Genomic DNA, 24601 nt, shown 5'->3' on the forward strand with positions numbered 1-24601 from the left:
TCTCTGGCTTGATTTACCCCTTGAAGCGATTAACAGGAATTTTGAGGTAGTGCCGCCCATCATCTTCGCAATCAGGCAGTACGCCGCCGCGAATGTTGACCTGCAGCGCCATCAGCATCAATTCCGGATGCGGCAACGTGGCGTCTCGCTGCTTTCTTTGCGCGATAAATTGAGCTTTATCCATGTTGGCCACCCAGGGGTTGTTCTCGCGCTGCTCTCTCACAGTGCTTTCCCAGCGGGCCTCACGCCCCGCCGGGCGGTAATCATGGCCGGTAAACAGGCGGGTATCCGCAGGCAGGCTCAAGATCCGCTGCAACGAATCCCACAGGGCTTCCGCATTTCCGCCGGGGAAATCGGCCCTTGCGGTGCCGCTGTCCGGCATGAAAAACGTATCGTGAATAAACGCCGCATCGGCAATGTGATACGTGACGGAAGCCAGCGTGTGGCCAGGAGACAGCAAGACTTCAGCGCGCAGGTTGCCGATAAAAAAGACGTCCCCATCCGCAAACAGCGCATCCCACACGGTCTCGGCGGGAGGCAGTTCCTTCAAATTATAGATGTCTTGCCACAGCCCCTGCACGGCGGTAATTTTTTCGCCTATGCCGGTAAGGGCGCCGGTTTTCTGCGCCAGCCAGGTGGCGGCAGAAAAATGGTCGGCATGCGGGTGCGTATCCAGCACCCAGGCCACACCCCACCCTCGCTGCTGGATAAAACTTAAAATGGTGCGGGCCTGCTGATGCGAGACTGTGCCCGATCGGCGATCAAAATCCAGCACCGGATCGATGATGGCGCAGCGACGCGCCTTGGGATCGGCGACGACATACTGCAGGCTGCCGCTTTCCGGCTCATAAAACGCATGCACTTCCGCATGAGACTGAACGGGCTGATGCCGGCGATACCAACTGAGCGCCTTATCGGCATCCGCGCCATATTCTTCGCATTGGCTGCGGAATCGCGCTTCATCGATCCGCCCTTCGCGCAGCGCATGCAGCAGAGCAAGGCAAGCCGAGCGCGCCCCGCTCCGGCAGTGCGCCAGGGTCTTCTTGCCCCGCCGCAACAGGTAATAGAAGGTATAAACGGTCTCCCAGGTCAGCGTGTCGAACGTGTAAGGAAGATAGACGTAGTCTATGCCCATGCCTTCAGCCAGCGTTTTCTCTTGCTGATGGTCAAGATACTCTCCCGGCTCTTCGTCCGGCCGGTTGTTGACGATAAGCCGGTAGCCTTGTTGATGCAGGGTAGCGAAATCACTCGCTGCGGGCGCCCCCGAAAAGGAGAGCTGATGATGGTATGTACGGATGCGCATATTTTTTCCTTCTGTCTTATAAGCTTTTAAAAAGCATATAAAGGGCCAGCACCAAGAGCATGGCGGCGTAGAGCACACGGATAATGTCCTCGCGTTTCTTCAGGCGCTCGGTGAGCGCAACCCCCACGACGCCCCCCAGAACACCGCCGACGATCAGCCAGCACGTGATGACGAGCGACACCTTGCCGGACAAGGCATAGCTTGCGCTCGTCGATAAACCCATGGCAGAAACCACCACCAGCGAGGTGGCCACCGCTTCAAGCAGCGAAAAGCGGAAAAACCAGAGCAGCGCCGGCACCACTAAAAATCCGCCGCCGATCCCCAGAAAGCCGGCCACCGCGCCCAGCGCCAACACGCAGGGCCACACGATGGCGGGATGAAAGGCCGCATCAGGAGAAGCCAATCCGTTGCCGGCCCGGTGATTTTTTTTCAGCGTTAATCCGGCGACAATCAGCATCAGCAAAGCGAAAGGCAGGGTTAGATAGCGCCCGTCCGTGATTTTTCCCATTTGTGAACCTGCCAGCGTGCCGGCCACCGCGACCAGCGACACGACAATGCCGGTTCGCCACCGGACGTTTCCTTTGGCGGCGTGCGCAAAAAGGTTGAGCAGCGCGCTAACGGCGACGGACATGGCGCTGGTGCCTATCACCAAATGCGTATCCGGGATTTGCACCATATACAGCAGCAGCGGCACACAAACGATGGAGCCGCCTCCGCCTGTCAGGGCCAAGAGAAATCCGACTATTCCTCCGGTTATCACCAATAACATCAGGGTATAAAAAGTAAAATGGAAAAAATCCAATGGGTTAATTCCTGAACGGTGTTTGTGGTATTTATTAACGATCAGTTCGCATTGATTGTCAAATAACTTATTACATTTAGCTATTACATATATCCAAATCGAATATGTGATTTTTAATATAACCATAAGTTCTATGAATTCCCTTTTAATCTGGGCATTAACCCCCTACTTTCTTATGAAAGGAGGCCTGCATGAAACCGGAAAAAATAAACACCAAGAAGAAAGTTGTTGTTATTGGCGGTGGTTCATCTGGAATAAGCGTCGTGGCAAGCATAAGGAAGCGAGTTAAAGGCATTGATATAACGGTAATTGAACCTAGCGACTGCCATTATTATCAACCGGCATGGACCCTGGTGGGCGGCGGGCTGTTTGATATCAATAAAACACGGCGTTCCATGCGCGCCGTCATCCCCCCAGGAACCGCATGGATTCAGGATAGTGTGGTCAGGGTGGAGCCCGGCAAAAAATATGTCGAGACCCGCCAAGGGCAGAAAATAAACTACGACTTCCTTATTGTTGCCTGCGGCCTCGTTTTACATTGGGATAAAATAGAGGGTCTTGAAGAAACGTTGGGAATGAATGGCGTCACCTCTAATTATCGTTTTGATCTTGCGGAATACACCTGGAAACTGGTTCGTGAAATGCAAGGCGGCGAGGCGATATTTTCTCAACCGCCGGTTCCGATAAAATGCGCCGGCGCGCCGCAAAAAGCCTTATACCTTTCATGCGATCACTGGCGGCGACAAGGTGTCCTTAATAATATTAACGTCAATTTCTGCCTGGCGGGCGCGGCGGTATTCGGCGTGCCGCAATTTGTTCCTCCGCTGACCGATTACTTGAAGAAATACCACGCACAGGTCAACTTCCGGCATAATTTAGTTCGCGTTGATGGGCTGCGTCGGCAAGCGACCTTTTCTCTGGACGGTGATGAAGAAGGCAAACGCGAAGTGACACTGCCCTTCGATATGCTGCACGTAGTGCCGCCGCAATCTGCGCCGGCGTTCATTTCGCAAAGTGGGTTGTCTGACGAGTCAGGTTGGTGCGACGTGGATAAATTCACCCTACGGCATAAGCAGTGGCAGACGATTTTTGCGGTTGGCGACTGTTGCGCCACGCCAAATGCCAAAACCCTGGCGGCGGCTCGCAAACAGGTGGTAGTGGTGGCAGAGAACATCGCGGCGCGGCTTAAGGGCGCTCCTGATGCGGCACGGTATGATGGTTATGGTTCCTGCCCATTGACGGTAGAGAAAGGCAAGGTTGTTCTGGCGGAGTTTGGTTACGACAGTAAATTACTCCCCACCTTTCCTCTGTTCGACAACACGCATCCCAGCCGTATGGCCTGGTGGCTGAAGGCCTGGTTTTTACCCAAATTTTACTGGACGGGCATGTTGCGCGGGGTCGAATGGTTTGCCAAAAGCAAGCCATAGCCACCGTCATCGTTATCCGCGCCTCGCGGCTTCCGCAGGCGCTTGACTATTTGGCGATACACAGCCACCATCGCTTGCGAGCCCGCAGGCTGATTGCAAGCCGTCACCACTAACCGGTCGATCAACGATGAAAAACGCACCCGCCGTTACGATTCACTACTGTTCACAATGCAACTGGCTGCTGCGCGCCGGCTGGATGGCGCAAGAGCTGCTGAACACCTTCGGCGACGATCTCGCCTCCGTCACCCTGATGCCGGGCACCGGCGGGGTCTACCAAATCAGCGTCGATGGCGTGATGATTTGGGATCGCAAGATTGACGGCGGCTTCCCCGATGCGGCGCAGTTAAAGCAGCGGCTGCGCGATCACAGCTTCCCCGATCGTTCTCTCGGCCACAGCGACGGAAAAAAAGCCAGACACTGAAGGCCGTCAGCGCCCCGTCGGCGGCTGCGCGCCGAGAATGCGCGGCATCGTTTCTTTCATCATTTCCATGAATTTGCGTAAACGCGCGGGATAATAGCTGGCATAGGGATACAACAGGTAAATAGGCAGTGGCTCAGCTCGCCACAGGGGTAACAGCGTCTGCAGAGCGCCTTGCGCCAATTCTTCTTTCACCACCCAAGACGACACGATCGCGACGCCCAGCCCTTCCAGCGCCGCCTTGCGCGCCGCATAAAGGCTGTCGGTGCTCAACCTCGGCGCGATGTCGAAACGCCGCTGTTCACCGCTGGTCGCGTGAGTCAAGACGACCTCATTACGATAAAAACTGTTTACCGCCAACCACGGCAATGAGGCCAAATCGTCGAGATCGACGATCGCCGGTCGTTCAGCCAACAGCGCCGGTGACGCCACCGTGCTGCGCGGCACCTCCGCCAGCAACACCGCCACGACCGACGGATCGGTCACTGCCCCGACGTGAATGGCGCAATCCACCCCCTCGGGAATAAAGTCCGGAGAATGGTCGTTCAGCGTCCACTCAACGTAAGTTTGCGGATAGCGCCGCAAATACTCGCCCAACGGACCGATCAGCTGATCTTGACCGAATGCGTGCGGCGCCCGCACGCGCAACACGCCGACCGGTTCGTCGCGCGCGCCGCCAAGCCCTTCTTCCAGGCTTTGCCATTGTTCGATCAGCCCCCGCGCCTGGCGGTAACAGCGCTCGCCGTCGTCGGTCAGTTTGAGGGCGTGGGTCGTCCGCTGGATCAGTTTGGCGCCCAGCAGCTGTTCCAATGCCTGCAGACGCCGGCTGATTGTCGGCTGCGAGGTGCCCAGCTGCTGCGCCGCGGCCGACAAGCTGCCGCTTTCGACGATGCGCACCAGCGTATGCAGCAAAGTTATGCGGTCGCCGTTAGGTAAGTTAATTTTATTCATACGTTAAGTGTATAACAGTTTTACCTGCGAGGGGGCTACAGCGGAATGAAGCAAGCGGTAAAAATGGCCGCACATTCACCTTGCAGGAATTTTTGCCATGAGCACCACCACCACCCACGGCGCACCGTCCGCCAACGTCGTATTTCTGCTGGCCGCCGGCGCCGGCCTCAGCGTCGCGTCAATCTATTACAGTCAGCCCATGCTTGGCATGATGGGCGCCGATTTCCACGCCGGCGTCGCCGATGCCGGCATGGTGCCGACGCTGACCCAGTTAGGTTATGCGCTGGGCATTTTACTGTTGGCGCCGCTCGGCGACCGGTACGATCGCCGGCGGATCATTCTGGTAAAAGGCGCGCTGCTGGCGCTGACGCTGTTACTCTGCGCTTTTGCCGCCTCGTTCCCGCTGTTGTTGCTCAGCAGCCTGGCGATAGGCCTGACCGCCACCGTCGCGCAGGACATTATCCCCGCCGCCGCCACGCTGGCGCCAGAGGCCAGCCGCGGCAAAACCGTCGGCGCGGTGATGACCGGGCTATTGGCCGGCATTTTGCTGTCGCGCGTGTTCAGCGGCGCGCTCGCCGAGTTCGCCGGCTGGCGCAGCGTCTACGCGCTCGCGGCGCTGGGCGTTTTGCCGATCACGCTGGCGATCTGGCGCATGTTGCCGCGTCTTCGCCCCCATAACGCGCTGAGTTACCCCGCGCTGCTGCGCTCACTGGGACATCTGTGGGCCGAGTATCCCGCGCTGCGGCGCGCGACGCTGGCGCAAGGCTTTCTGTCATTGGGCTTCAGCGCTTTCTGGTCAACGCTGGCGTTGATGCTGGCGGAGCGCTACCAGATCGGCAGCGCGGCCGCCGGCGCGTTCGGCCTGGCGGGGGCGGCGGGGGCGCTGGCGGCGCCGTTGGCGGGAAGTCTGGCCGATCGGCACGGCCCTGACGTCGTGACCCGTATCGGCGCGGGACTGGTTCTGGCCTCCTTCGCCTTGATGTTTTTGCTGCCGCTGTTGCCGCTCCCGGCGCAGCTGGCGCTCATTGCGCTGAGCGCCGTCGGATTCGACCTGGGCATCCAGGCTACGCTGATCGCGCATCAAACCATCGTTTACGGTCTCGATCCGGCAGCTCGCAGCCGATTGAACGCCCTCTTGTTCACCGGCGTATTCATCGGTATGGCGACCGGCGCCGCCCTCGGCAGCCGCATTCTGGCAAGCGCAGGCTGGCCGGGTGTCGTGGCGCTGGCGACGGCGGCGGGGGCCGTGGCGCTGTGGATCCGCAGCGGGCGCAAAACGGCGCGCGTAGCGGCCTGATATCGCCCTCTACTGGCGCAAGCGGTTGATTTTACCCAGGCCTCTTGCGCTATACTGAGCGCCCTTTTTGCTACGCATTTAAAACAATTTTATGATGGAACGCTTGCTAGAAAACGCGATGTACGCCTCCCGCTGGCTGCTCGCGCCGGTTTATTTCGGCCTTTCACTGGCCCTGGTCGCCCTGTCTATCAAATTTTTTCAGGAGATCCTGCACGTCCTGCCCAACATTTTCTCCGTCGCTGAAGCCGATCTGATCCTGACCCTGTTGTCGTTGGTCGACATGGCGCTGGTCGGCGGGCTGCTGGTGATGGTGATGTTCTCCGGATACGAAAATTTCGTCTCGCAATTGGATATCACCGAAGGAAAAGAAAAACTGAGCTGGCTGGGCAAAATGGACGCCACCTCGCTGAAAAACAAGGTCGCCGCATCTATCGTCGCCATCTCCTCCATTCACCTGCTGCGGGTGTTTATGGACGCCAAGAACGTGCCCGACAACAAGCTGATGTGGTATGTGATCATCCACCTCACCTTCGTGCTCTCCGCCTTCGTGATGGGTTATTTGGACAAGGTGACCCGCTCCAAGCATTAAACGCGCCGCCACGCCCGATCGTCAGGATCGGGTGTCATCCCCTCCTTCGCTATTCCCCAACCGTCGCCGCCGTCATGTCTTTCATCTGGCACATCTGATGATAATTTTATTATAATGTCATTACACTCATTATGGATCGAACGCCGGCCACCGCACCGGATTCGCCGCAGACAGGATCACGCACCTCCATGCCATTAAACGGTCACCCCCTGCAATTCAACGATATTCAGGCGATTCTGCCTCATCGTTATCCCTGCCTGTTGGTCGATCGCGTGCTGCCCTTCGGCACCTGCATTGCCGAAGGGCGGCTGAGCGCCATCAAGAACATCACCGCCAATGAGCCGACGTTCTGGAACGGCCATGCGCACTTCGCCGGTTTTCCCGGCGTGCTGTTGGTGGAAGCGCTGGCGCAAAGCACCGGGCTGCTGGCGCACTATTATCTCGGGGCGTTGAACGAAGGGGAACATTACTACTTCGCTTCCATTCAGCGGGCGCGGTTTTATCGCGCCGCCCGTCCCGGCGACCAGGTGTTGATGGAGGTCGCCTTTGTACGCCGGCGTGGCGCGATCGCCCGCTTCACCGGCCGCGCCAGCATCGATGGCCGGCGCATTTGCACCGCCGATTTCATGTGCGCCCGTAAATAGGCCGCTTGCCAAAGGAACCCTGCGAATACCATGTCTCTGGTTGACAGCTTACTCAGAACCCTCGATTTCTCCCCGCGCGGCCAGGTGATCGCTCGCGAAGCCGACGCCTGGGGCGAAATCATCGTTTCCGATCACAAGGACTACCGCACGCTGCGGTTTGACGGCATCTGCGAGCAAAGCAAGATGAGCCTCAGCAACCCCGCACAGCCGATCCACAACTACATCAAAGCGATGCTGATGGCGGTGGCCTGGCAGCCGCCGAGCTCGGCGTTGATCCTGGGGTTAGGCGGCGGCAGCCTGCTGCGTGCGCTGCACGCGCTCGATCCGGCCATGCGTCTGGACGTGGTTGAACTGCGCGCCGCAGTGATCGCCGTCGCGCGCCGCTATTTTACGCTGCCGGCCACCGACACCATCAGCCTGCGTACCGCCGACGCCATGGACTTTGTGCGCCCGCCCGCCGAGACGCGTTACGATCTGATTTTCTCCGATCTCTATTCGGCGTTCGCCATGGATCCGCAGCAAGGCACCCAGACATTCCTGGAAAACTGCGCCGCGCGGCTGAACGACGGGGGCTGGCTGGTGCTCAATTACCACGATCTGCCCGATGAGAACAGCCTGCTGTACCACAGCCTGCACCGGATATTCGGCACCGTATTGTTTTGCGTCGCCCCCAGCGGCAACGTGATCATTTACGCCACGCCGGCCCAGGTGACGTTGCCGCTCAGCACGCTTCGCACGCTGGCCGCCGGTAGCGGCGAGCTGTTCAACTGCGAACTCGGCTACCTGTCACGCAAGATAGAACGGCTGCATTTCCGCTAAGAACGAGCGGCGACGCGGTCTGGCTGGCCGCTTCGTCCACATGGTATTATCATTCAGTCATCATTCTCTGGAGGATCCTGATGGAAAAGAAAACGGCGCGGCTAACGGTGCTGATTGACCCGGACAAGAAGAAAGCCCTGGAAGAGCTGTGCCTGCAGCAGGACGTCACCCCTTCCCAGGTGGTGCGTCAGCTGATCCGCGATTATCTGCACAAGCATCAGGTGGATTATCCCAGCCAGCCGACCCACGCCAATCCGCGAGTCGAGAGCAATTGAACGGCGGCCTGCCCCGCAAACCGTGAAGCGCGCTTCCCCCTGCGCGCGTCCCTAATCCGAATCCTCCACGGCGGTCTGTCCATCCTGCAATATCGCTGCTACTGTTTTAGGCGTTCATTATTCTCTCTTGGGAAAGGAAACGCGCCATGTTCAGCCATATTACCGTCGGCGTCAGCGATCTGGATGCCGCCGCCGCGTTCTACGACGCCATTCTGTTGCCATTGGGTTTACAACGGCGGGAAGTGACGCCGGACGGCGGCCCCGCCGCCCGCTGCTGGGTGATGCCAGGCCAAACGCTGCCGCGTTTTTACGCCTACCAACCCTTCGACAGACAGCCCGCCAGCGCCGGCAACGGCAGCATGCTGGCCTTTCTCGCCGCCGACGAGCTGGCGGTTAAACGCGCCTACGCCGCCGGTCTGCTGGCGGGCGGCAGCAGTGAAGGCGAACCCGGCGAGCGCGCGCACTACGGCAAAGGCTATTTCGGCGCTTACCTGCGCGATCCCGACGGCAACAAGGTGCATGTGGTTTATCGGGGAGATCTCGCCTGATGAAATGCTCGGTTTACATCGCCACCAGCGTAGACGGATTCATTGCCGGCCCGGATGGCGACATTGACTGGCTGCTGCGGCCCGAATACGCGGTTTCGCTGCTCAATGGGTTGAGTTTTGAAGCGTTTGTCGCCGACATCGACGCGCTGGTGATGGGTCGCCATACCTATGAAAAAGTCCGCGCCTTTCCCGAGTGGCCCTATGGCGCACTGCCGGTGGTGGTGCTGTCGACGCAGCCCGCACCGCACGGCGCAGAACCTGTCCGCTGGATGAGCGGCGAACCGGCCAGCGTCGTGGCGCGGTTGGCCGAGGTCGGCTGCCGTCACCTGTATATCGACGGCGGCCAGACCGTGCAGCGCTTCCTGCAGGCCGGCTTGATCGACGAACTGACGATTACGCGCGTGCCGCTGCTGCTGGGCGGCGGTATCCCCTTATTCGGCGCCGACGGCCCGGAGCAGCGCCTGCGCCTGCTTGCCGTCACCTCATCGGACAACGGTTTCGTGCAAGAACGCTACGCGGTTCAGCGCGCGCCGTAACGCAGCATCAGGCGGCGGCCTCCGAAGGCGATGAGCAACGCCGCCAGTGCCAACAGCGCCGCCACGCCGTAGGTCACCCGCATGCCGTAAGCCGCGGCGGCCGCAGTGCCCGCGACCTGCTGCGAAGCCAGATAAAACAGCGCCCCCATCGCCGACGCGCCGGTGATCGCCCCGAGATTGCGCGACAGGTTCACCATGCCGGCGATCAGCCCGCGCCGTTCAGGAAACAGATCTTTCATCAGCATGGTGTTGTTGGCCACCTGAAACAGCGCATAGCCGGCGGTCAGCAGCGCGATGGGGGCGATATAGCCGAGCACGCCCCAACGGTTAAGCAGCGACAGCAGCGCCGCGCCGGCGGCCACCGCCATCAGCCCAAGCAGGGCAATGCGCTGCGCTCCAAAACGATCCACCAGATAGCCGGCCGGTATGCCGGTCAGGATCGCCACCGCCGGTCCCGCCGACATCACCAGCCCCACCTGCGCGGCGCTTAACTCCAGCGCGCGTGACAGATAGAACGGCCCGACCACCAGCGTGGCGGTCATGACCGTCATCACCAGCGCGCTGGCCGCCAGCCCCGCCGTCAGGGCCGGATGACGGAACATCGACGGCGCAAGCAGCGGCGATGCGGCGCCGCGCTCCACGCGGATAAACAGCGCCCCCGCCAACAGCGCCCCCAGCATCAACGCCAGATTGAGTGCGCCGAAGTCGCCGCGCCCGAGGGTCATCGCCAGCGAATAGCAGAGCAATGCGCCGCCCAGCAGCAACGTGCCGGCGCGATCGAACGGTTCCGCGCGCGCTGCCGCGCGCGGCCCATTCGGCAAGTATCGCCAGGCGAGCCACAGCGCCAGCAGGCCCAGCGGCAGGTTGATCAGGAACATCGCCCGCCAGCCGAAACCGGCGATCAGCGCGCCGCCCAACGACGGCCCCAGCGCGGTGCCCACGGCCGACATCGTGCCGAGCAGCCCCATCGCGCGGCCGATTTTTTCCGTCCCCAGCGCCTCGCCCGCCAGCGCCATGGCGATCGACATCATGACTGCGCCCCCCAGCCCCTGCGCCAGGCGCGCCGCCAGCAACAGCCACAGTTGCGGAGCCAGCGTGCAAACCAGCGAAGCGGCGGTAAACAGCGCGATGCCCGCCAGCAGCAGGCGGCGGCGATTGAGGCTGTCGCCCAAACGGCCAATGCCGATGATGCAAGTGGTGACGGCCAGCAAATAGCAGAGCAACACCCACTGCACCGACTGGAACGAGGCATGGAACGCGGTGGCGAGCGCCGGCAGCCCGACGTTGGCAATGCTGATGCCAAGCGATGACAGCAGCATGCTCAGAGAAAGAGCGGCCAGTATGCCGCGGACGCCTTGCGGCGAAGGATGGGATAACATGATGAACACTCCTGACATTGACTGCAGGTAAGCCTATGTCAGGGGGCAGGATGGCGGAAGACGCATGGCATGCACTGTATCCATGCGCCTGACGCCTTATCTGACGCGAGCCGTCACCAGGCGGCGATTTCCGCCTCGGTGAGCGGGAGAGTTTGGGTGACGCCGGTTTCCGCCGCCAGGGTGGCCGCTTCCAGCACCGCCATCACCGCCAACGCCTGCGCAGCGGTGACCGGGTTGGCGCCTGCGCCGCGTAACGCATCGCGCACCTGGAAGTAATACTGGCGCTGATCGCCATCCGGTGTCGGCAGCGTACGCATCGGCTCCGTGCCGATAAACAGGCTCATCGCATCGTCGTCTTTGCCCCACTCCGCCGATCCCGGCGTCACGCCGGCCAGCAGTTGGCTCTCCTGCCCGTCGGCGCGCGCTTTGACCACGCTGCCTTTCTCGCCGTGCACGGTAAAGCGTGAGACGCCCCCCGCCACCAGCATGCTGCCATGCAGGATCACGCGGTGCGTCGGGTAGTTGAGCACCACGTGAGCCCAGTCGTTAATCTGCGCGTTGGGGCGCAGCGTGGCGATGTTGGCCTGCACGCTGTGCGGCAAGCCGAACAGCTGCAGCGCCTGATCGACCATGTGCGGCCCCAGATCGAACCACAGTCCGCTGCCAGGGAGGTTTTGTTCACGCCAGCGCACCCGCACTTCTGGGCGGTAACGATCGATGTGCGACTCAAAGTGCGTCACCTTGCCAATCAGCCCCTGTTCGATCACCTGCTTCACGCCCAGGAAATCGCTGTCCCAGCGACGGTTCTGGAACACCGACAGCAGGCGGTCGTGCTTCTCCGCCGCCGCAATCAGCGCGCGCGCCTGCGCCAAATCCAGCGTAAACGGCTTATCCACCACCACGTGCTTGCCCGCCTCCAGCGCGGCCAGCGCCAGCGGCGCATGGGTGGCGTTAGGCGATGCGATCACCACCAAATCCACCTCCGGCCGGCGGATGGCCTCCAGCGGATCGGCGATCACCTGCGCGTGCGGCAGATCGGCATGCACCTTGGCGGCATCGCGCGAAGCCACCACGCTCAGTTCCAACCCCGGCACCGCGTTAATCAGCGGCGCGTGAAACGCCTTGCCGACAAAGCCGTAGCCAATCAGCGCCACCTGCAACGGTCGAGCGGTATCGTTCATCAGTATTCTCCTCTAGCGGTCGTCGGCGACGACACAAAGTTCAATCAATGACTGTTCGTCCAGGTTGTCCCACGGGCGATTGGTAAACAGGCGTTGGATCTGCGCCAGATCCGCCACGTGATGCGGTTCGCAGCGATCCAGCTTCATATGGTCGGCCACCAGCCAGTGCTCGCCGCTGTTAGCCAGCATGGCGCGCTTGACCTCTGCATCGGCCTCTTCGCCGGCGCTCAGTCCCAGCTGAGGATGCACCGCGCAGGCGCCCAGCAAGGCGATATCCGCGCGGTAGCGCGCCAGCAACGCCAGCGTGGCGCTACCGGCGAACAGCCGCTGGCGCGCATCCCACTGGCCGCCAAGCAGGATCAGGTTGATCTCCGGCCTGTCGCTCAGGCACTGCGCGATATCCAGCGAAGCGGTGATCACCGTCGCCGGGCCGCGCAACGCCTGCGCCACCGCCAACAGCGTACTGCCCGCATCCAGCATCAGGGTGCTGCCGGGCGGGATCTGCGCAGCCACCGCGCGACCGAGCCGCTGTTTGATCTGCGGCAACAGCGCCGCGCGCGCCTGACGTGGCATGCCGGACGGTTCGAGCGCGATCGCGCCGCCGTGATGTTTCTGCGCCAACCCTTGCCGCTCGAGATCGGCCAGATCGCGGCGCACGGTATCGACCGAAACGCCGATGGCGGTGGCCAATTCCGCCACCGCCGCCTGTCCGCGTTCGCTGAGAAAATCCAGTAAATGGCGCTGCCTTGCCGCTTTGTGCATGGGCTTATTCCGCAGTAAAAAGCATAAAACAGCAATATACAGCAGATAACAGCAATGGAGAAGTCGCAATTGTGCGCACCGGCGATCAAACATCTTTTCGCCTGCGGGACGATGATGAAGGCATAACACATAACAATCCGGAGAAAGGCATGAACATCGATCTGACGTTTGAAGACCTGAGCGCACGCGCCGTGCAATACAACGCCCGCGCTTCGGTGGAGGATTTTGACGCCTGCATGGCGGAATACGCCGCGCTGGCCCAGCGAGCCAAGGCGCAGACGCCCGGCATTTACGACCTGCGCTACGGCATGAGCGCCGCCGAGCGCCTCGATCTGTTCCCGGCCAGCGCACAGCCCGCCCCTCTGCTGATCTTTATTCATGGCGGCTATTGGCATTCACAGCGCAAAGAGGAAGCCTGTTCGATGGCCGCCGCGTTTGCTCGCCGCGGCGTGGCGGTCGCCACGCTGGAATACACGCTGGCGCCGGAAGCGACGCTGGCGGAGATCGTACATGAGGTGCGCAGCGCCGTCGCCTGGCTTTATCATCACGGGGCGCCTTTCGGCATCGATCCGGCGCGCATTTTCGTTAGCGGCAGTTCGGCCGGCGGTCACCTGTGCGGCATGCTGATCGCCGACGGCTGGCAACAACGCTATCGCCTGCCGCCCGACGCAATCAAAGGCGCGCTGGCGCTGAGCGGCCTCTACGATTTGCGACCGCTGTGCGATATCTACATCAACGACTGGCTGCACCTGACGCCCGAACAGGCGCAAACCCTCAGCCCGCTGTTTCTGCTGCCGGCGAAAGACCATGCGCCGCAGATCCTGCTCGACGTCGGCCAGCGGGAAACGCAAGGTTTCAAAAACCAGACGCAGGCCTATTATGACGCTTGCCTGGCGCATGGCCTCGACGTCCAGCTGCTGGCCGACCGTCACTGCAATCACTTTACGCTGGTCAACGAGCTGGCCGATGCGGAAAGCGCGATGTTCCGGCAGGTGATGGCGATGATCGACGCAACGCAACGGTAGCCTGCCGCTGCAACCGCAGCCTTGCGGCGATCGTAATCACCGCCAGCGCGGCGAACAAGGCTCCGCACAGCAGGCTGCCCTGTAGCCCCCACGCGGTGATAAACCCGCCGCCCGCCAGCGCCCCCACCGCCACCCCCAGATTGATAAAAGCGATATACAGCCCGGTGGCGAACGCCGGCGCCTGCGGGGCTTCGGCGGTCAGCCAAATCTGCGTGACAATCAAACCGCTGGTGTGCGCCGCTCCCCAATACAGGCAAAGCGCCGTCATCGAGCCAATATTCACGCTGCCATAGCGATACAGCAGCGCATAAGCCGCAATCAAGGCTATCGGATGCAGCAGCACCGTCACCGCACGATGGCGGCTCAGCCATCTGCCGGCCAACAGGTTGCCCACGACACCGCCCACACCGAACGCCACCAGAAGAAAGCCGATGACGCCGCGGCTGAGACCGATTTCGCGGCTGAGGTACTCGGCCGCGTAAGCATAGACGGCAAACATGGCGGCAAAGATCAGCACGCAGGTAGTGATATTCAGCCACAGCGTACCGCTGCGCAGGATTGCCAACTGTTTGCCATAGCTGAGGCGCTGTACGGCCGCATCAGGCAAACGCCATAGCAATCCCAGCGCCGCCAGAAGGTTCACCCAGGCACAGAACCTGAACGACGCTTCATAGCTGAACTGTCCGGCGATCCATTGCGTCAGCGGTATCCCCAGCACCATGCCCATGCTGGTGCCGATGAACGCATAGGCGGTTGCTTTGGGAGCTTGATGCGGCGGATAAAGCGACGCGGCCGCCACCATGGCCAGTGAAAAATAGATCGGATGAAACAACGCCGGCACAATGCGCAGCAGCATGAGCATGGCGAAGCTGTCCACCTGTGCGGACAGCGCGCTGGCCGCCGCAAACACGGTCAACGCGATCAACAACATGCGTTTGCGATTGAATTGCGACGCCAACAGCACCAACAGCGGCCCGAGCAGCGCAATGGTCAGGGCGAAGATCCCGACCAGCCAGCCGGCCTGCGCCGTGGAGATGCCATACCGTGCAATGATCAGCGGCAAAATGCCCACCACGCCGAACTCGATGCAGTAAACGCCGAACAGCCCCAGCGCGAGGAAGAAAATCGGCGGCATCAGGCGCATTGCATCGCTCCCGTCGCGGCATAGACCGCCTGACAAATCTCGCCGACAAAGGCACCGGACATCCCTTCCAGCGCCGTGTTGGTAAACGCCACCACGCTGAGCTGTCGGGCAGGATCGACGAACCACGAGTGGCCATAGGTGCCGCCCATCCGCCAGCTGCCAACGGACTCCGGCGTGTGCGCGGCGACGGGATCTTTCAGCACGGTGATGCCCAGGCCAAACCCACGCCCCGGCCAAAACGGCATCGGCAAATCGCCGATTTGGTTGCTGGTGAACGCCGTCACCCATTCGGCCGGCAGCACCTGCCCGCCCCCCTGGCGCAACGTTTCCAGCAGGCGCAGGAAATCCTCCGCCGAACCGACCATGCCGGCGCCGCCGGAGGCGTACGCCAACGGATCCAGCGCACGCGCAGGTGACAGATGAAAACCGGCGCTGCCATCGATGAACGGTAAACGATCCGGTTGGCGCAGGCGGCGTGGCTCGCCGGGATGATCGGCGTAAGCGGCCGCCAGGCGCGCGGCGTCCACCGCCAGGAAATCGGTATCCGTCATCGCCAACGGCCCGGTCACCCATTTGTTGACCGCCTGCGCCAGCGGCAGGCCGCTCGCCTGTTCAATAACCGCGCCCAGCACATCGGTGGCGATAGAATAGCGCCACGCCGCGCCGGGCGGAGCCAGCAAAGGGGCGCAGGCAATGCGCCGCACGTTTTCCTGCAGGCTGACGGATGCGTCATCCATGCCGTCGGAGACGCCGAGCCGGGCATAGAATCCCCCTTCCGGCTGGAAAAAACGGTAGCTTAATCCGGCGGTGTGGGTCATCAAATGCCATAGCGTCAGCAACGGTTGGGTGCCGTCCGCCAGCCGCGGGCGAAAATTCGGCAGCCAACGCGTGATCGGAGCGTCTAACCGCATGGCGCCTTGCGCCATCAACGCCAGCGCCGCCGTGGACACGATCGGTTTGGACACCGAGGCCAGACGAAACAGCGTATTGAGCGCCATCGGCTTGCCCGCTTCGCGATCCGCCATGCCCGCCGCGCGGCGATAAACGATCTCACCGCCCTGCGCCACCAAAACGACCGCGCCAACCAATCGTTTTTCGCGCAAGGCTTGCTCTATCGCGCCGTCAATCGCGTTGGCGGAGGATCCGTATTCATTCATCTTTATTACCTCAGATAGTCAGCCCATGCTGTCGCCACCGAGCATAGGGCGTGGCGATTAACGAAAAAACAGGCTAGATTTCCTTTCATAGCGGACACTCACGTCCGTAATAGGGCAAGCAATGGATAATCTGTCTGGGGTGAGCGTCTTTGTGCAGGCCGCGGAGACGCTGAGTTTCGTTGAGGCCGGGCGCGTGCTCGGCATTTCCGCTTCCGCGGTGGGGAAAAGCATCGCCCGCCTGGAAAACCGGCTGGGCACGCGCCTGTTTCACCGCAGCACGCGCAGCATGACGCTGACCGCCGAAGGCCGGCTGTTTCTGCACCGCTGTCAGCGCATTCTCGGGGAATTGGCGGCGGCGGAACGGGAAATCAGCGATACGCACAGCGCCCCGCGCGGCAAGCTGCGTGTCAGTTTGCCGCTGGTGGGCGGCCTGCTGAATCCGGTGCTGGCGGAATTTGTTCGGCGTTACCCGGAGATTGAGCTGGAAACCGATTTTTCCGACCGTCGAGTCGCGGTGATCGAAGAAGGGTTCGATGCGGTGATCCGCGTGGGCGATACCGAGGACTCTCGCTTAATGAGCCGCCAACTGGGCACGTTTCACCTACAGCTGGTGGCGGCGCCGGACTATCTGCGCCGGGCGGGAATACCCCGCCAGCCGGCAGAACTGCGCGATCACGCCTGCCTGTTATACAGATTCCCCACCACCGGCAAAGTCGAGACCTAGCCGGTGGCGGGCGGAGATAAACTGCTCGACGAAGGCCTGGGCAAGCGCACGGTATGCAATACCGTCGACACGCTGATTTACCTGGCGGAACAGGGCCTGGGCATCGCCTGCCTGCCCGATTTCGCGGTACGGGAGGCGCTGGAGCAGCAGCGGCTCCAACCCGTGCTTGGCGACCAATGCCGACACAGTGGCAGTCTCAAAATCCTCTGGCCTTCCAGCAAACATCTTACACCGCGTCTCAGGGCATTTATCGACATCATGAGCGTTCGCCTTTTCTCGGCCTAAGTCCTCTACCGCGTTAGAACAAATTCAGCTTTGCTTTGCACAAAAATAGCTAAAGTGCAGCCTGCCGCGCCTGCCAGCAGCCCTGACGGCGGCGCAGTGCCGTCGTGATATTCCATTCAGCGATATGGAAGCGCCGTTCGTTCTTTCGGGACAAAGAAAACCGCCACACAATACCTTTCACCCCGCACTCGTGCATAACCATCTATAAATTCAGGTGTTAACGCCTTGTCATTATCGATAACCGCCCAATTCGCTCATCTGATATTGAACAGCCAGCCGGATCAAACCGCTCTGTCAGCCGCTCGCCGCGGCGTGAAAGATTACTTCGCCTGCGCATTGCCGATTGCCCGCGGGGCGTTGAGCGATGCCGGTCTGGCAGCGATCGGCACGACGTTTCCGCCGAACGGCAGTGAGAACCGCGCACTGCGCTATGGCTATGTCAGCCACTCGTTGGACTTCGATGATTACCATCCTGCGCTGCGTGGCCATCCGAGCACCGTAGTGCTCTCCGCCCTGCTGGCGCTGAACGGTGAGAGTGACAATGTCACTGAACTGTTAACCGCCTATGTCATCGGCGTAGAGGCCGCTGGCCGGCTGGGATTGGCCGCTGGCACGCAACATTACGTGCTGGGTTTTCACAGCACCGCCACCCTGGGCGCGGTCGCCGCCTGCGCCGCCGTGGCGCGTTATCTGCAGCTTGACCAGCGGCAAACGCAGATTGCTCTCGGCCTGGCGGCCACCCAGGCGGCGGGCCTGCGCAGCCAGTTCGGTTCGGCGGCCAAACCGCTGCACGCCGGCCTGGCGGCACGCAACGCGGTCAACGCCGCCCTGCTGGCTCAGGCCGGTTTCATCGGCCAACCGGAGGGCGTGCTGGACAGCCTGCTGGCTTCCCACGGCGACGGCCGGCAAAAACCGGAATGCCTGACCGCCGGCTGGGGCGCGCCCTGGCGCATCCTGCAGCCGGGGCTGGAGTTCAAGCGCTACCCGACCTGCGGTGGCACTCACAGCGCGGCCGAGGCGGCGCTCGCCCTGCGCGAGCGGCTGCTGGAACAAGGCGACGCCCTTGCAGAGATCGCCCTGGTTGAGGTCAGTTTTCCGCCCGGCGCAGATACCGCGCCCTATATTCGCCAACCGGCCACCGGTGTGGAAGCGCGCTTTAGCCTCGAATACGTCATCGCCGATGCGCTATACCACGGCGAGGTCACGCTGACGCATTACGGCGAGCAGCCGGTCGATGCGGCTATCGCCGCCCTGGCGGCAAAAGTTGAGCGCCATGCCGATCCCGCGGCCCCGCCGGACGCGCTCGATCCGGAGATGCGCTTCCATCGCCTGACCCTGACGCTGCAGGACGGAAGGCAAATAAGTGACATAGTCACAAGAAAGCAAACCGCCGCCCGGCCGACAGACCTCGACGCCAAGCTGCGCGCCATTTTGCAGCTGCTTCCGGGCCTCGACGGCGAGAGCGTTATCCGCGACTGTGCGCTTATGTCCCCTGGCGCGCTGCCGCGACTGATTGCATTGTTAAATTAATAATAAAACAGGAATAACTATGAGTACTTCACCTTCAACACCATCGCGCCAACTCCGTCTCGGCCTGTTCGTTCAGGCGCTGGGGCACCACATCGGGGGATGGCGCGCAGAAGGCGCCAGCGGTTCACCGACCGATATCGACTGGTTCACCTGGATCGCAAAAAAAGCCGAAGAAGGCACCTTCGATATGTTCTTCGTCGGCGACGCGCTGGCGACCAGCGTGCACCGCCTGCCCTCGACGATGTCACGCCTGGAGCCGCTGACGCTGCTCGCGGCGCTGGCGGTCAATACCCGCCATATCGGGCTGGCGGCGACCGCCTCCACCACTTTCGATCAACCTTTCCACCTGGCGCGCGCCATGGCCTCCATCGACCATATCAGCCACGGCCGCGCCGCATGGAACGTGGTGACCTCATTCTCCAGCGATGCGGCGCGCAACTTCAGCCGTGAAGATCTGCCGTCGCACGCCGAACGCTATGAGGTAGCGCGGGAATTCCTCGAGGCCAGCTACAAACTGTGGGACGGCTGGGAAAAAGACGCCATCGTGCGCGACAAGCAAAATGGCGTGTACGCCATCGACGAGAAAATCCACGCCGCCAACCATAAGGGCAAGCATTTCTCGGTGCAGGGCCCGCTGAACATTTCCCGCTCGCCGCAGGGGCGGCCAGTGATCATTGAGGCCGGCTCTTCCCCGGCCGGCCAACAGCTGGCGGCGGAAACCGCCGAAGTGGTGTTCACCGCCGCCGCCAGCCTGGAAGAAGGACAGGCTTTCTACCGCAGTCAGAAAAAATACGTGGCCGACGCCGGCCGCAACCCGGACCACCTGCTGATCCTGCCGGGTGTGATGCCGATTGTCGGCCGAACCAAAGAAGAAGCGCGAGAAACCTGGTATCAGCTGAATCAACTGGTGGATATCGATAACGGCATTGAGCAGCTGTCGGCGCGCTTTGGTTTCGATTTGAGCGATTACCCGCTGGACGGCCCGGTGCCGAATGTGGGCGCCACCGAAGGCGGCCAAAGCCGCGTGAAACTGCTGACCGATCTGGCCGCGCGGGAAAACCTGACGCTGCGCGAGCTGGCGGCCGTCGCGGCCGGTTCGCGCGGCCACCGCGTGGTGGTAGGCACCGCCGAAGAGATCGCCGACGACTTCCAGCTGTGGCTGGAACAGCAAGGCGCAGACGGCTTCAACATCATGCCGGCGGTGTTGCCTAACCAGCTGGAACTGTTCGTCGAGCTGGTGATCCCGGAGCTGCGCCGCCGTGGCCTGTTCCGTGAAGAGTATCAGCATGCAACCCTGCGTGAAAACCTGGGTCTGCCGGAACCGGCAATCAACTTCGCTAACGTAAAATCGGCTTAATCCGCAGGGAAATCATGATGAAAACCACATTCAAACGCACCGTACTGTCCCTGCTGTTGGCTTCCTCCACGCTGGCGCCGTTGGCCGCAGCTCATGCCGCTGAAGGCGATGTTCCCTTCAAGGCGGCGGTGAAAGCTGCCGCCGATCCGGCGCTGCATGACAGCCTGCCTGAAGCTATCAAAAAGGCCGGCTATATCGTTGCCGGCACCAACCCGAACACCCCGCCGACCACCTTTTACCAGGCGGACAACAAAACGCTGGCCGGGCGTGAAATCGACGTGATGAGCGCGATTGCCGATCGCCTGGGCGTGGCGATCCACTGGAAGGACACCGGCGGTTTCGACAACATCATCCCCGGCCTGAAGTCCGGCCGTTATGACGTCGCGCTGGCCAACATTGACGCCAACAAAAAGCGCTTCCAGCAAGTGGACTTCGTCGGCTATTACAACGCTTCCAAGCTGGCCTTGATCGCCCGCAAAGACGCTGCGCTTGGCCCTTACACCGAGCTGGCCCAGCTGTGCGGCCAGACCGTCGGCGCCGGCGCAGGCACCTCGCAGATCACCCGCCTGCAGCAGGCCAGCGATCAATGCGTCGCCGCCGGCAAGCCGGCCATCACCATGCCGATCTTCCCGGACCGCCCGGCCGGGGTGCAGGCGGTGATCAGCGGCCGCGTGCCGATGTTTTTCGGCCCGTATGAAGGGTTGCGCTACCAGGCCACCCACGTTAAACCGCTGACGCTGGCCGGTGATATCAACATCGACGGCACCACGGTGGCCATCGCCCTGCCGAAAGGCTCCGAACTGGTGAAACCGGTGCAGGCGGCGCTGAATTCTCTGATCGCCGACGGCAGCTACCAGAAAATCCTCGACGGCTGGGATATCGGTTTTGGTGCCGTGAAAACCGCCGGCATCAATGAAGAGATCGCAAAATGAGTGGGCAACACCCTGTCGACGACGCGGAACTGAGCATCGTCGGCCACCGGCATTACGGGCGCTGGCTCAGCGCCCTGGTTGCGCTGCTGATCGTCGGCGTTATCATCAATTCCATGCTGCACAACCCGCGCTTTGAATGGTCGGTGGTGGCGGAAAATCTGACCGAGGCGTCCATCCTCAACGGCGTGCTCATGACGCTGAAGCTGACGGTGATTTCGGTGGTGTTCGGCTTCGCCGGCGGCGTGCTGCTGGCGCTGATGCGCCTGTCGGCCAATCCGGTATTGGTTGCAGTAAGCTGGTTCTACACCTGGTTCTTCCGTGCGGTGCCGATGCTGGTGCAGCTGTTCCTGTGGTACAACATCGCCGCGCTTTATCCGCGCATCAGCTTGTGGATCCCGTTTCTGGGCGAAGTCGCCAGCGCGCCGACCAATACCCTTATCAGCACCTTCAGCGCGGCGGTGATCGCGCTGGTGATGCATCAGTCGGCCTATGCGGCGGAGATCGTGCGCGCAGGCGTCCAAAGCGTCGGCAGCGGCCAGCTGGAAGCCGCCAAAGCGCTGGGTTACCGTCGTGGGCAAATCCTGTGGCGCGTGGTATTGCCGCAGGCGATGCGCACCATCCTGCCGCCGGCGGGCAATGAGGTGATCGGGCAGTTGAAAACCACCGCGGTGGTGTCGGTGATTGCCCTGCAGGACGTGCTGTATTCGGCGCAGATCATTTACCAACGCACTTACGAGGTCATCCCGCTGCTGCTGGTCGCCACCCTGTGGTATCTGGCCATGACTTCGATTCTGTCGATTGGCCAATACTACGTGGAGCGCTATTTTGGCCGCGGCACGCAGGCAACGCGCAGCGGCGGGTTCTTCCTCAACCGCAAAGCCCCTCAGGGAGGTGAACAATGAGCGCATCCATCCACATCAACCGGGTGCGGAAATCCTTTTCCGGCACCGAAGTGTTGAAAAACATCAGCCTGACCATTCCGGCGGGTTCAGTGACGGTGATCCTCGGCCCTTCCGGCTCCGGCAAATCCACCCTGTTGCGCTGCATCAACCACCTGGAAAAGCTGGACGGCGGCACCATTCGCGTTGGCGAACAGCTAATCGGCTATCGTCAAAAAGGCCGGCATCTGTACGAGCTGAAAGAAGCCGAGGTGGCCGAGCAGCGTAAAAGCATCGGCATGGTATTTCAGCAGTTCAACTTGTTTGCGCACCGCACCGTGTTGCAAAACGTCAGCGACGCGCCGCAGCGGGTGAAAAAGGAAAAAAAAGCCGAGGCGCAGGAACGGGCGAAGCAGTTGCTGGCCCGCGTCGGGTTGGAACATCGCATCAACGCCTGGCCGCGTGAACTGTCCGGCGGCCAGCAGCAACGCGTCGCCATCGCCCGCGCGCTGGCGATGAACCCGCAGGTGTTGCTGTTTGATGAACCGACTTCCGCCCTCGATCCTGAATTGGTTGGCGAAGTGCTGCAGGTGATGAAAGACTTGGCGCATTCGGGCATGACGATGGTGGTGGTCACGCATGAAATCGGCTTCGCCCGCGAAGTGGCCGACCAGATTGTCTTTATGGATCAGGGAAAGGTGGTTGAAACGGGCAGCGTGCAGCAGGTTCTGGATGCGCCGGGACATGAGAGGACGCGCAACTTCCTGGCGACGGTATTGTAACCCTACGTCAGGGGGCGTTGCGTCCCCTGACGTTCAAATTCAGCCGTTATTTTTTCGGCCGATAGCGGAAAAGACGTTGAACACTTCACCCAGACCGTAAATCGCGCCGAGCAAGACGGCCACCATTACCGGCACCAGGACCACCACGGTGGCCAAGCTTTCAATCATTTCTAACATCGTTCTCTCCTGGTTTATAAGCACAGCGAATCTGCGCCGGAAGAAAAGGTTTCCGGCCAATCGATCGATTATCGTGGGGAGGCAGTCTAAAACGTGAGCCACATCACACTTGATGCGAGCTAATGTAACTTACACAATTACATTAACGCAATGCAAAAAATGCTCTGCGGGAAGACGGAATTGGCGTGGATTTTTATTGCGTATCCGCTTGATATTGCGATGAACAAGGGACGAAAGGATAGCCGGCTTGCCGCTCGACCTGCCCGGCCATTTCGGCGATGCTGGTTTGCGCCAGGCTGGCTTCCAGCGCGTGACCAACGCGCGCAAACTCTTGCTCCAGCACTGGGGTAATAGCGTGGCCGATATAACACGCATCGTTAGGCCGGGCGCGGTGCAGCATGAAATAAGGTTGATCCTCCACCGCACGATACACGTCCAGCAGCGAGATCGCTTCTGCCGGCCGCGCCAGCAGCGCCCCGCCGCCTTGCCCCATCTGCGAATAGGTCAGCCCGGCCTCCGCCAGCGCGCCGAGGATCCGCCGCACCACCGTCGGGTTGGTGTTGACGCTGCGCGCGATATCTTCGGAACGCACCGTCTGGCCACGACACAGCGTGATGTTGGTCAGAATATGGATGGCAACGGCAAATCGCGTAGAGGTAGACACCTTGGCACCTGCTCAGAGTTTCGTTTATGTCGGATTAAAACATAAGGAAAGCGTATCAGTTTCCAGTAATACACATAATGAGTAGGGATAAGCGGAATGTCAACCTGCCCCCGCCCGGCGGCGGCGGCAGGTCAGGCTTCAGTACTGATTTCTGTCACTTTATCGGGATAAAATGCCAGATGATCCTTGATCGCCACCACGGCGTTGTAAGGCATTTCATAGCTCCAGGCCGTATTGGCCCCCTGCCCGCCGTTCAGCGCGAAGGTGAAATAACTGCAGTCGCCCTTATACGGGCAGTAGCTGACGTGCTCGTTTTTCTGCAACAGCGCCATATTCACGTCCTCACGCGGAAAGTAAAACACCGGCGGATAGGTGGCTTCCTGCAGGATGAGCGCATTGCGACTGTCGGCCAGGATTTTCCCGGCAGCACGCACCACGACTCGCGTCGGATGACGGGTCAAGGTGATCGGGTGATCCGGGCCGGGGATTTTCACCGGTTTGCCGGATGCGGAAACGAGATCGGACATGGCGGCCTCCAGAGTGTGTGCCCCGCCCCCGCGAGGCGTCTTCCCAGTATAGACCAGCGGTTTTGTCGGCGGCCGCACATTCGGCGAGCAATCGCTTTTCACCGCCGCAAAATTAAGAATTTTTACCTGTTCGATTTTCTTTCTGAGGAATACATTCATCCCAACTTCTACCGGCGGGTTAATCGGATTATTTTTAATCCATTAATCAGCCAATTTACCAGGAACTCATTATGAATATTAAACGTGCCGCAGGTGTGTTGGTGGTGGTGATGGCGACGCTTTCCGTTACCGCATGTGGGCATATGTCCAATCGCGATCGCAACACGGCGATCGGCGCGGGCGTCGGCGCGGTCGGCGGCGCCGTGCTGACCGACGGCAGCACGCTGGGCACCCTCGGCGGCGCAGCGCTGGGCGGCATTATCGGCCACCAGACCAGCCGTTAATCCTCCCGTTAAAATAATTCTCTGCAGGCCGGCGCTTTTTTCATC

The 24601-nt window shown here is 61.1% G+C and carries 27 protein-coding genes and 1 pseudogene; 17 read left to right on the forward strand and 11 right to left on the reverse strand.

Annotated elements, in window-relative coordinates; genetic code table 11:
* Nucleotides 1-13 precede the first annotated feature (13 nt).
* Both blh and CRO23_RS12130 read right to left on the reverse strand, forming a co-directional pair.
* Entirely contained in the window at nucleotides 14-1303 is a 1290-nt protein-coding gene (gene blh / locus CRO23_RS12125) for a bifunctional sulfur transferase/dioxygenase Blh (protein WP_097102060.1), read from the reverse strand.
* Between the two features lie 16 nt (nucleotides 1304-1319).
* Nucleotides 1320-2231: a sulfite exporter TauE/SafE family protein gene (locus CRO23_RS12130; RefSeq protein WP_251683979.1), complete on the reverse strand. Its 912-nt coding sequence runs from the start codon at nucleotides 2229-2231 to the stop codon at nucleotides 1320-1322.
* 65 nt (nucleotides 2232-2296) lie between these two features.
* On the opposite strand from CRO23_RS12130, the gene CRO23_RS12135 reads away from it, so the two are divergent.
* Nucleotides 2297-3532 carry an NAD(P)/FAD-dependent oxidoreductase gene (locus CRO23_RS12135; RefSeq protein WP_097102062.1) on the forward strand — a complete coding sequence of 412 codons (1236 nt, stop codon included), beginning with the start codon at nucleotides 2297-2299 and terminating at the stop codon, nucleotides 3530-3532.
* 127 nt (nucleotides 3533-3659) lie between these two features.
* Nucleotides 3660-3953 (forward strand): SelT/SelW/SelH family protein, encoded by a 294-nt coding sequence (locus tag CRO23_RS12140; RefSeq protein WP_004928553.1) that lies wholly within the window; start codon nucleotides 3660-3662, stop codon nucleotides 3951-3953.
* Nucleotides 3954-3959: 6 nt separating this feature from the next.
* On the opposite strand, the gene CRO23_RS12145 is transcribed toward CRO23_RS12140, so the two are convergent.
* A complete protein-coding gene (locus CRO23_RS12145; protein ID WP_015377850.1) occupies nucleotides 3960-4901 on the reverse strand; it encodes a LysR family transcriptional regulator in 942 nt (313 codons plus the stop codon).
* A 97-nt stretch (nucleotides 4902-4998) separates the two neighbouring features.
* Between CRO23_RS12145 and CRO23_RS12150 the strand changes: the two genes are divergently transcribed.
* The 7 genes from CRO23_RS12150 (at nucleotide 4999) to CRO23_RS12180 (ending at nucleotide 9609) form a co-directional block, all read left to right on the forward strand.
* Nucleotides 4999-6198: an MFS transporter gene (locus tag CRO23_RS12150; RefSeq protein WP_097102064.1), complete on the forward strand. Its 1200-nt coding sequence runs from the start codon at nucleotides 4999-5001 to the stop codon at nucleotides 6196-6198.
* A gap of 94 nt (nucleotides 6199-6292) precedes the next feature.
* Nucleotides 6293-6787 carry a TIGR00645 family protein gene (locus CRO23_RS12155; RefSeq protein ID WP_025302805.1) on the forward strand — a complete coding sequence of 165 codons (495 nt, stop codon included), beginning with the start codon at nucleotides 6293-6295 and terminating at the stop codon, nucleotides 6785-6787.
* 188 nt (nucleotides 6788-6975) lie between these two features.
* The gene (fabZ, locus tag CRO23_RS12160; protein ID WP_097102065.1) at nucleotides 6976-7431 is read left to right on the forward strand and encodes a 3-hydroxyacyl-ACP dehydratase FabZ; all 456 of its coding nucleotides are present in this window, start codon (nucleotides 6976-6978) and stop codon (nucleotides 7429-7431) included.
* 30 nt (nucleotides 7432-7461) lie between these two features.
* On the forward strand, nucleotides 7462-8250 hold the full coding sequence (locus CRO23_RS12165) for a spermidine synthase (RefSeq protein ID WP_016927766.1): 789 nt from the start codon (nucleotides 7462-7464) through the stop codon (nucleotides 8248-8250).
* Between the two features lie 80 nt (nucleotides 8251-8330).
* Nucleotides 8331-8525, forward strand: coding sequence for a ribbon-helix-helix protein, CopG family (locus tag CRO23_RS12170; RefSeq protein WP_004928567.1), 195 nt, complete (start codon nucleotides 8331-8333; stop codon nucleotides 8523-8525).
* Nucleotides 8526-8671: 146 nt separating this feature from the next.
* The gene (locus CRO23_RS12175; protein ID WP_015377846.1) at nucleotides 8672-9073 is read left to right on the forward strand and encodes a VOC family protein; all 402 of its coding nucleotides are present in this window, start codon (nucleotides 8672-8674) and stop codon (nucleotides 9071-9073) included.
* A complete protein-coding gene (locus CRO23_RS12180) occupies nucleotides 9073-9609 on the forward strand; it encodes a dihydrofolate reductase family protein (RefSeq protein ID WP_016927767.1) in 537 nt (178 codons plus the stop codon). Before CRO23_RS12175 ends, CRO23_RS12180 begins: the two co-directional genes overlap by 1 nt.
* Here the strand turns inward: CRO23_RS12180 and CRO23_RS12185 are convergent.
* The 3 genes from CRO23_RS12185 to CRO23_RS12195 form a co-directional block, all read right to left on the reverse strand.
* On the reverse strand, nucleotides 9594-10988 hold the full coding sequence (locus CRO23_RS12185) for an MFS transporter (RefSeq protein ID WP_097102067.1): 1395 nt from the start codon (nucleotides 10986-10988) through the stop codon (nucleotides 9594-9596). The genes CRO23_RS12180 and CRO23_RS12185 overlap by 16 nt on opposite strands.
* A gap of 113 nt (nucleotides 10989-11101) precedes the next feature.
* Nucleotides 11102-12169 carry an oxidoreductase gene (locus CRO23_RS12190; RefSeq protein ID WP_016927769.1) on the reverse strand — a complete coding sequence of 356 codons (1068 nt, stop codon included), beginning with the start codon at nucleotides 12167-12169 and terminating at the stop codon, nucleotides 11102-11104.
* 12 nt (nucleotides 12170-12181) lie between these two features.
* Nucleotides 12182-12931, reverse strand: a complete 750-nt coding sequence (locus tag CRO23_RS12195) for a DeoR/GlpR family DNA-binding transcription regulator (protein WP_097102069.1) — start codon at nucleotides 12929-12931, stop codon at nucleotides 12182-12184.
* Nucleotides 12932-13080: 149 nt separating this feature from the next.
* Here CRO23_RS12195 and CRO23_RS12200 point away from each other — a divergent pair, with 149 nt between their 5' ends.
* Nucleotides 13081-13956, forward strand: a complete 876-nt coding sequence (locus CRO23_RS12200; RefSeq protein ID WP_060445231.1) for an alpha/beta hydrolase — start codon at nucleotides 13081-13083, stop codon at nucleotides 13954-13956.
* Here CRO23_RS12200 and CRO23_RS12205 read toward each other — a convergent pair.
* Together CRO23_RS12205 and CRO23_RS12210 are read right to left on the reverse strand one after the other, a co-directional pair.
* Nucleotides 13883-15100, reverse strand: a complete 1218-nt coding sequence (locus tag CRO23_RS12205) for an MFS transporter (RefSeq protein WP_097102071.1) — start codon at nucleotides 15098-15100, stop codon at nucleotides 13883-13885. The two genes, CRO23_RS12200 and CRO23_RS12205, sit on opposite strands and share 74 nt — an antisense overlap.
* Nucleotides 15091-16257, reverse strand: coding sequence for a serine hydrolase domain-containing protein (locus tag CRO23_RS12210; RefSeq protein ID WP_097102072.1), 1167 nt, complete (start codon nucleotides 16255-16257; stop codon nucleotides 15091-15093). The genes CRO23_RS12205 and CRO23_RS12210 overlap by 10 nt, the downstream gene beginning before the upstream one ends.
* A 121-nt stretch (nucleotides 16258-16378) precedes the next feature.
* Between CRO23_RS12210 and CRO23_RS12215 the strand changes: the two are divergent.
* The 6 genes and pseudogenes from CRO23_RS12215 (at nucleotide 16379) to CRO23_RS12240 (ending at nucleotide 22745) form a co-directional block, all read left to right on the forward strand.
* Nucleotides 16379-17266 (forward strand): annotated as a pseudogene (locus tag CRO23_RS12215) (LysR family transcriptional regulator).
* A 225-nt stretch (nucleotides 17267-17491) separates the two neighbouring features.
* The gene (locus CRO23_RS12220) at nucleotides 17492-18796 is read left to right on the forward strand and encodes an MmgE/PrpD family protein (protein ID WP_028128330.1); all 1305 of its coding nucleotides are present in this window, start codon (nucleotides 17492-17494) and stop codon (nucleotides 18794-18796) included.
* Between the two features lie 19 nt (nucleotides 18797-18815).
* Nucleotides 18816-20153, forward strand: coding sequence for an LLM class flavin-dependent oxidoreductase (locus CRO23_RS12225; RefSeq protein WP_016927776.1), 1338 nt, complete (start codon nucleotides 18816-18818; stop codon nucleotides 20151-20153).
* Between the two features lie 17 nt (nucleotides 20154-20170).
* Nucleotides 20171-21085: an ABC transporter substrate-binding protein gene (locus CRO23_RS12230; protein ID WP_016927777.1), complete on the forward strand. Its 915-nt coding sequence runs from the start codon at nucleotides 20171-20173 to the stop codon at nucleotides 21083-21085.
* Nucleotides 21082-21987 (forward strand): amino acid ABC transporter permease, encoded by a 906-nt coding sequence (locus tag CRO23_RS12235; protein ID WP_028127412.1) that lies wholly within the window; start codon nucleotides 21082-21084, stop codon nucleotides 21985-21987. The genes CRO23_RS12230 and CRO23_RS12235 overlap by 4 nt, the downstream gene beginning before the upstream one ends.
* Nucleotides 21984-22745 carry an amino acid ABC transporter ATP-binding protein gene (locus CRO23_RS12240; protein WP_016927778.1) on the forward strand — a complete coding sequence of 254 codons (762 nt, stop codon included), beginning with the start codon at nucleotides 21984-21986 and terminating at the stop codon, nucleotides 22743-22745. The genes CRO23_RS12235 and CRO23_RS12240 overlap by 4 nt, the downstream gene beginning before the upstream one ends.
* A gap of 39 nt (nucleotides 22746-22784) precedes the next feature.
* On the opposite strand, the gene CRO23_RS12245 is transcribed toward CRO23_RS12240, so the two are convergent.
* The 3 genes from CRO23_RS12245 to CRO23_RS12255 form a co-directional block, all read right to left on the reverse strand.
* Nucleotides 22785-22922 carry an AcrZ family multidrug efflux pump-associated protein gene (locus tag CRO23_RS12245; RefSeq protein WP_016927779.1) on the reverse strand — a complete coding sequence of 46 codons (138 nt, stop codon included), beginning with the start codon at nucleotides 22920-22922 and terminating at the stop codon, nucleotides 22785-22787.
* A 193-nt stretch (nucleotides 22923-23115) separates the two neighbouring features.
* Entirely contained in the window at nucleotides 23116-23586 is a 471-nt protein-coding gene (locus CRO23_RS12250; protein ID WP_016927780.1) for an Rrf2 family transcriptional regulator, read from the reverse strand.
* Nucleotides 23587-23717: 131 nt separating this feature from the next.
* On the reverse strand, nucleotides 23718-24113 hold the full coding sequence (locus tag CRO23_RS12255) for a DUF427 domain-containing protein (RefSeq protein ID WP_016927781.1): 396 nt from the start codon (nucleotides 24111-24113) through the stop codon (nucleotides 23718-23720).
* A gap of 230 nt (nucleotides 24114-24343) precedes the next feature.
* Here CRO23_RS12255 and osmB point away from each other — a divergent pair, with 230 nt between their 5' ends.
* Nucleotides 24344-24556: an osmotically-inducible lipoprotein OsmB gene (gene osmB, locus CRO23_RS12260; RefSeq protein WP_004940700.1), complete on the forward strand. Its 213-nt coding sequence runs from the start codon at nucleotides 24344-24346 to the stop codon at nucleotides 24554-24556.
* Nucleotides 24557-24601: the final 45 nt, after the last annotated feature.

The organism is Serratia sp. JKS296, from assembly GCF_900215445.1.
Lineage (GTDB): Bacteria > Pseudomonadota > Gammaproteobacteria > Enterobacterales > Enterobacteriaceae > Serratia > Serratia marcescens.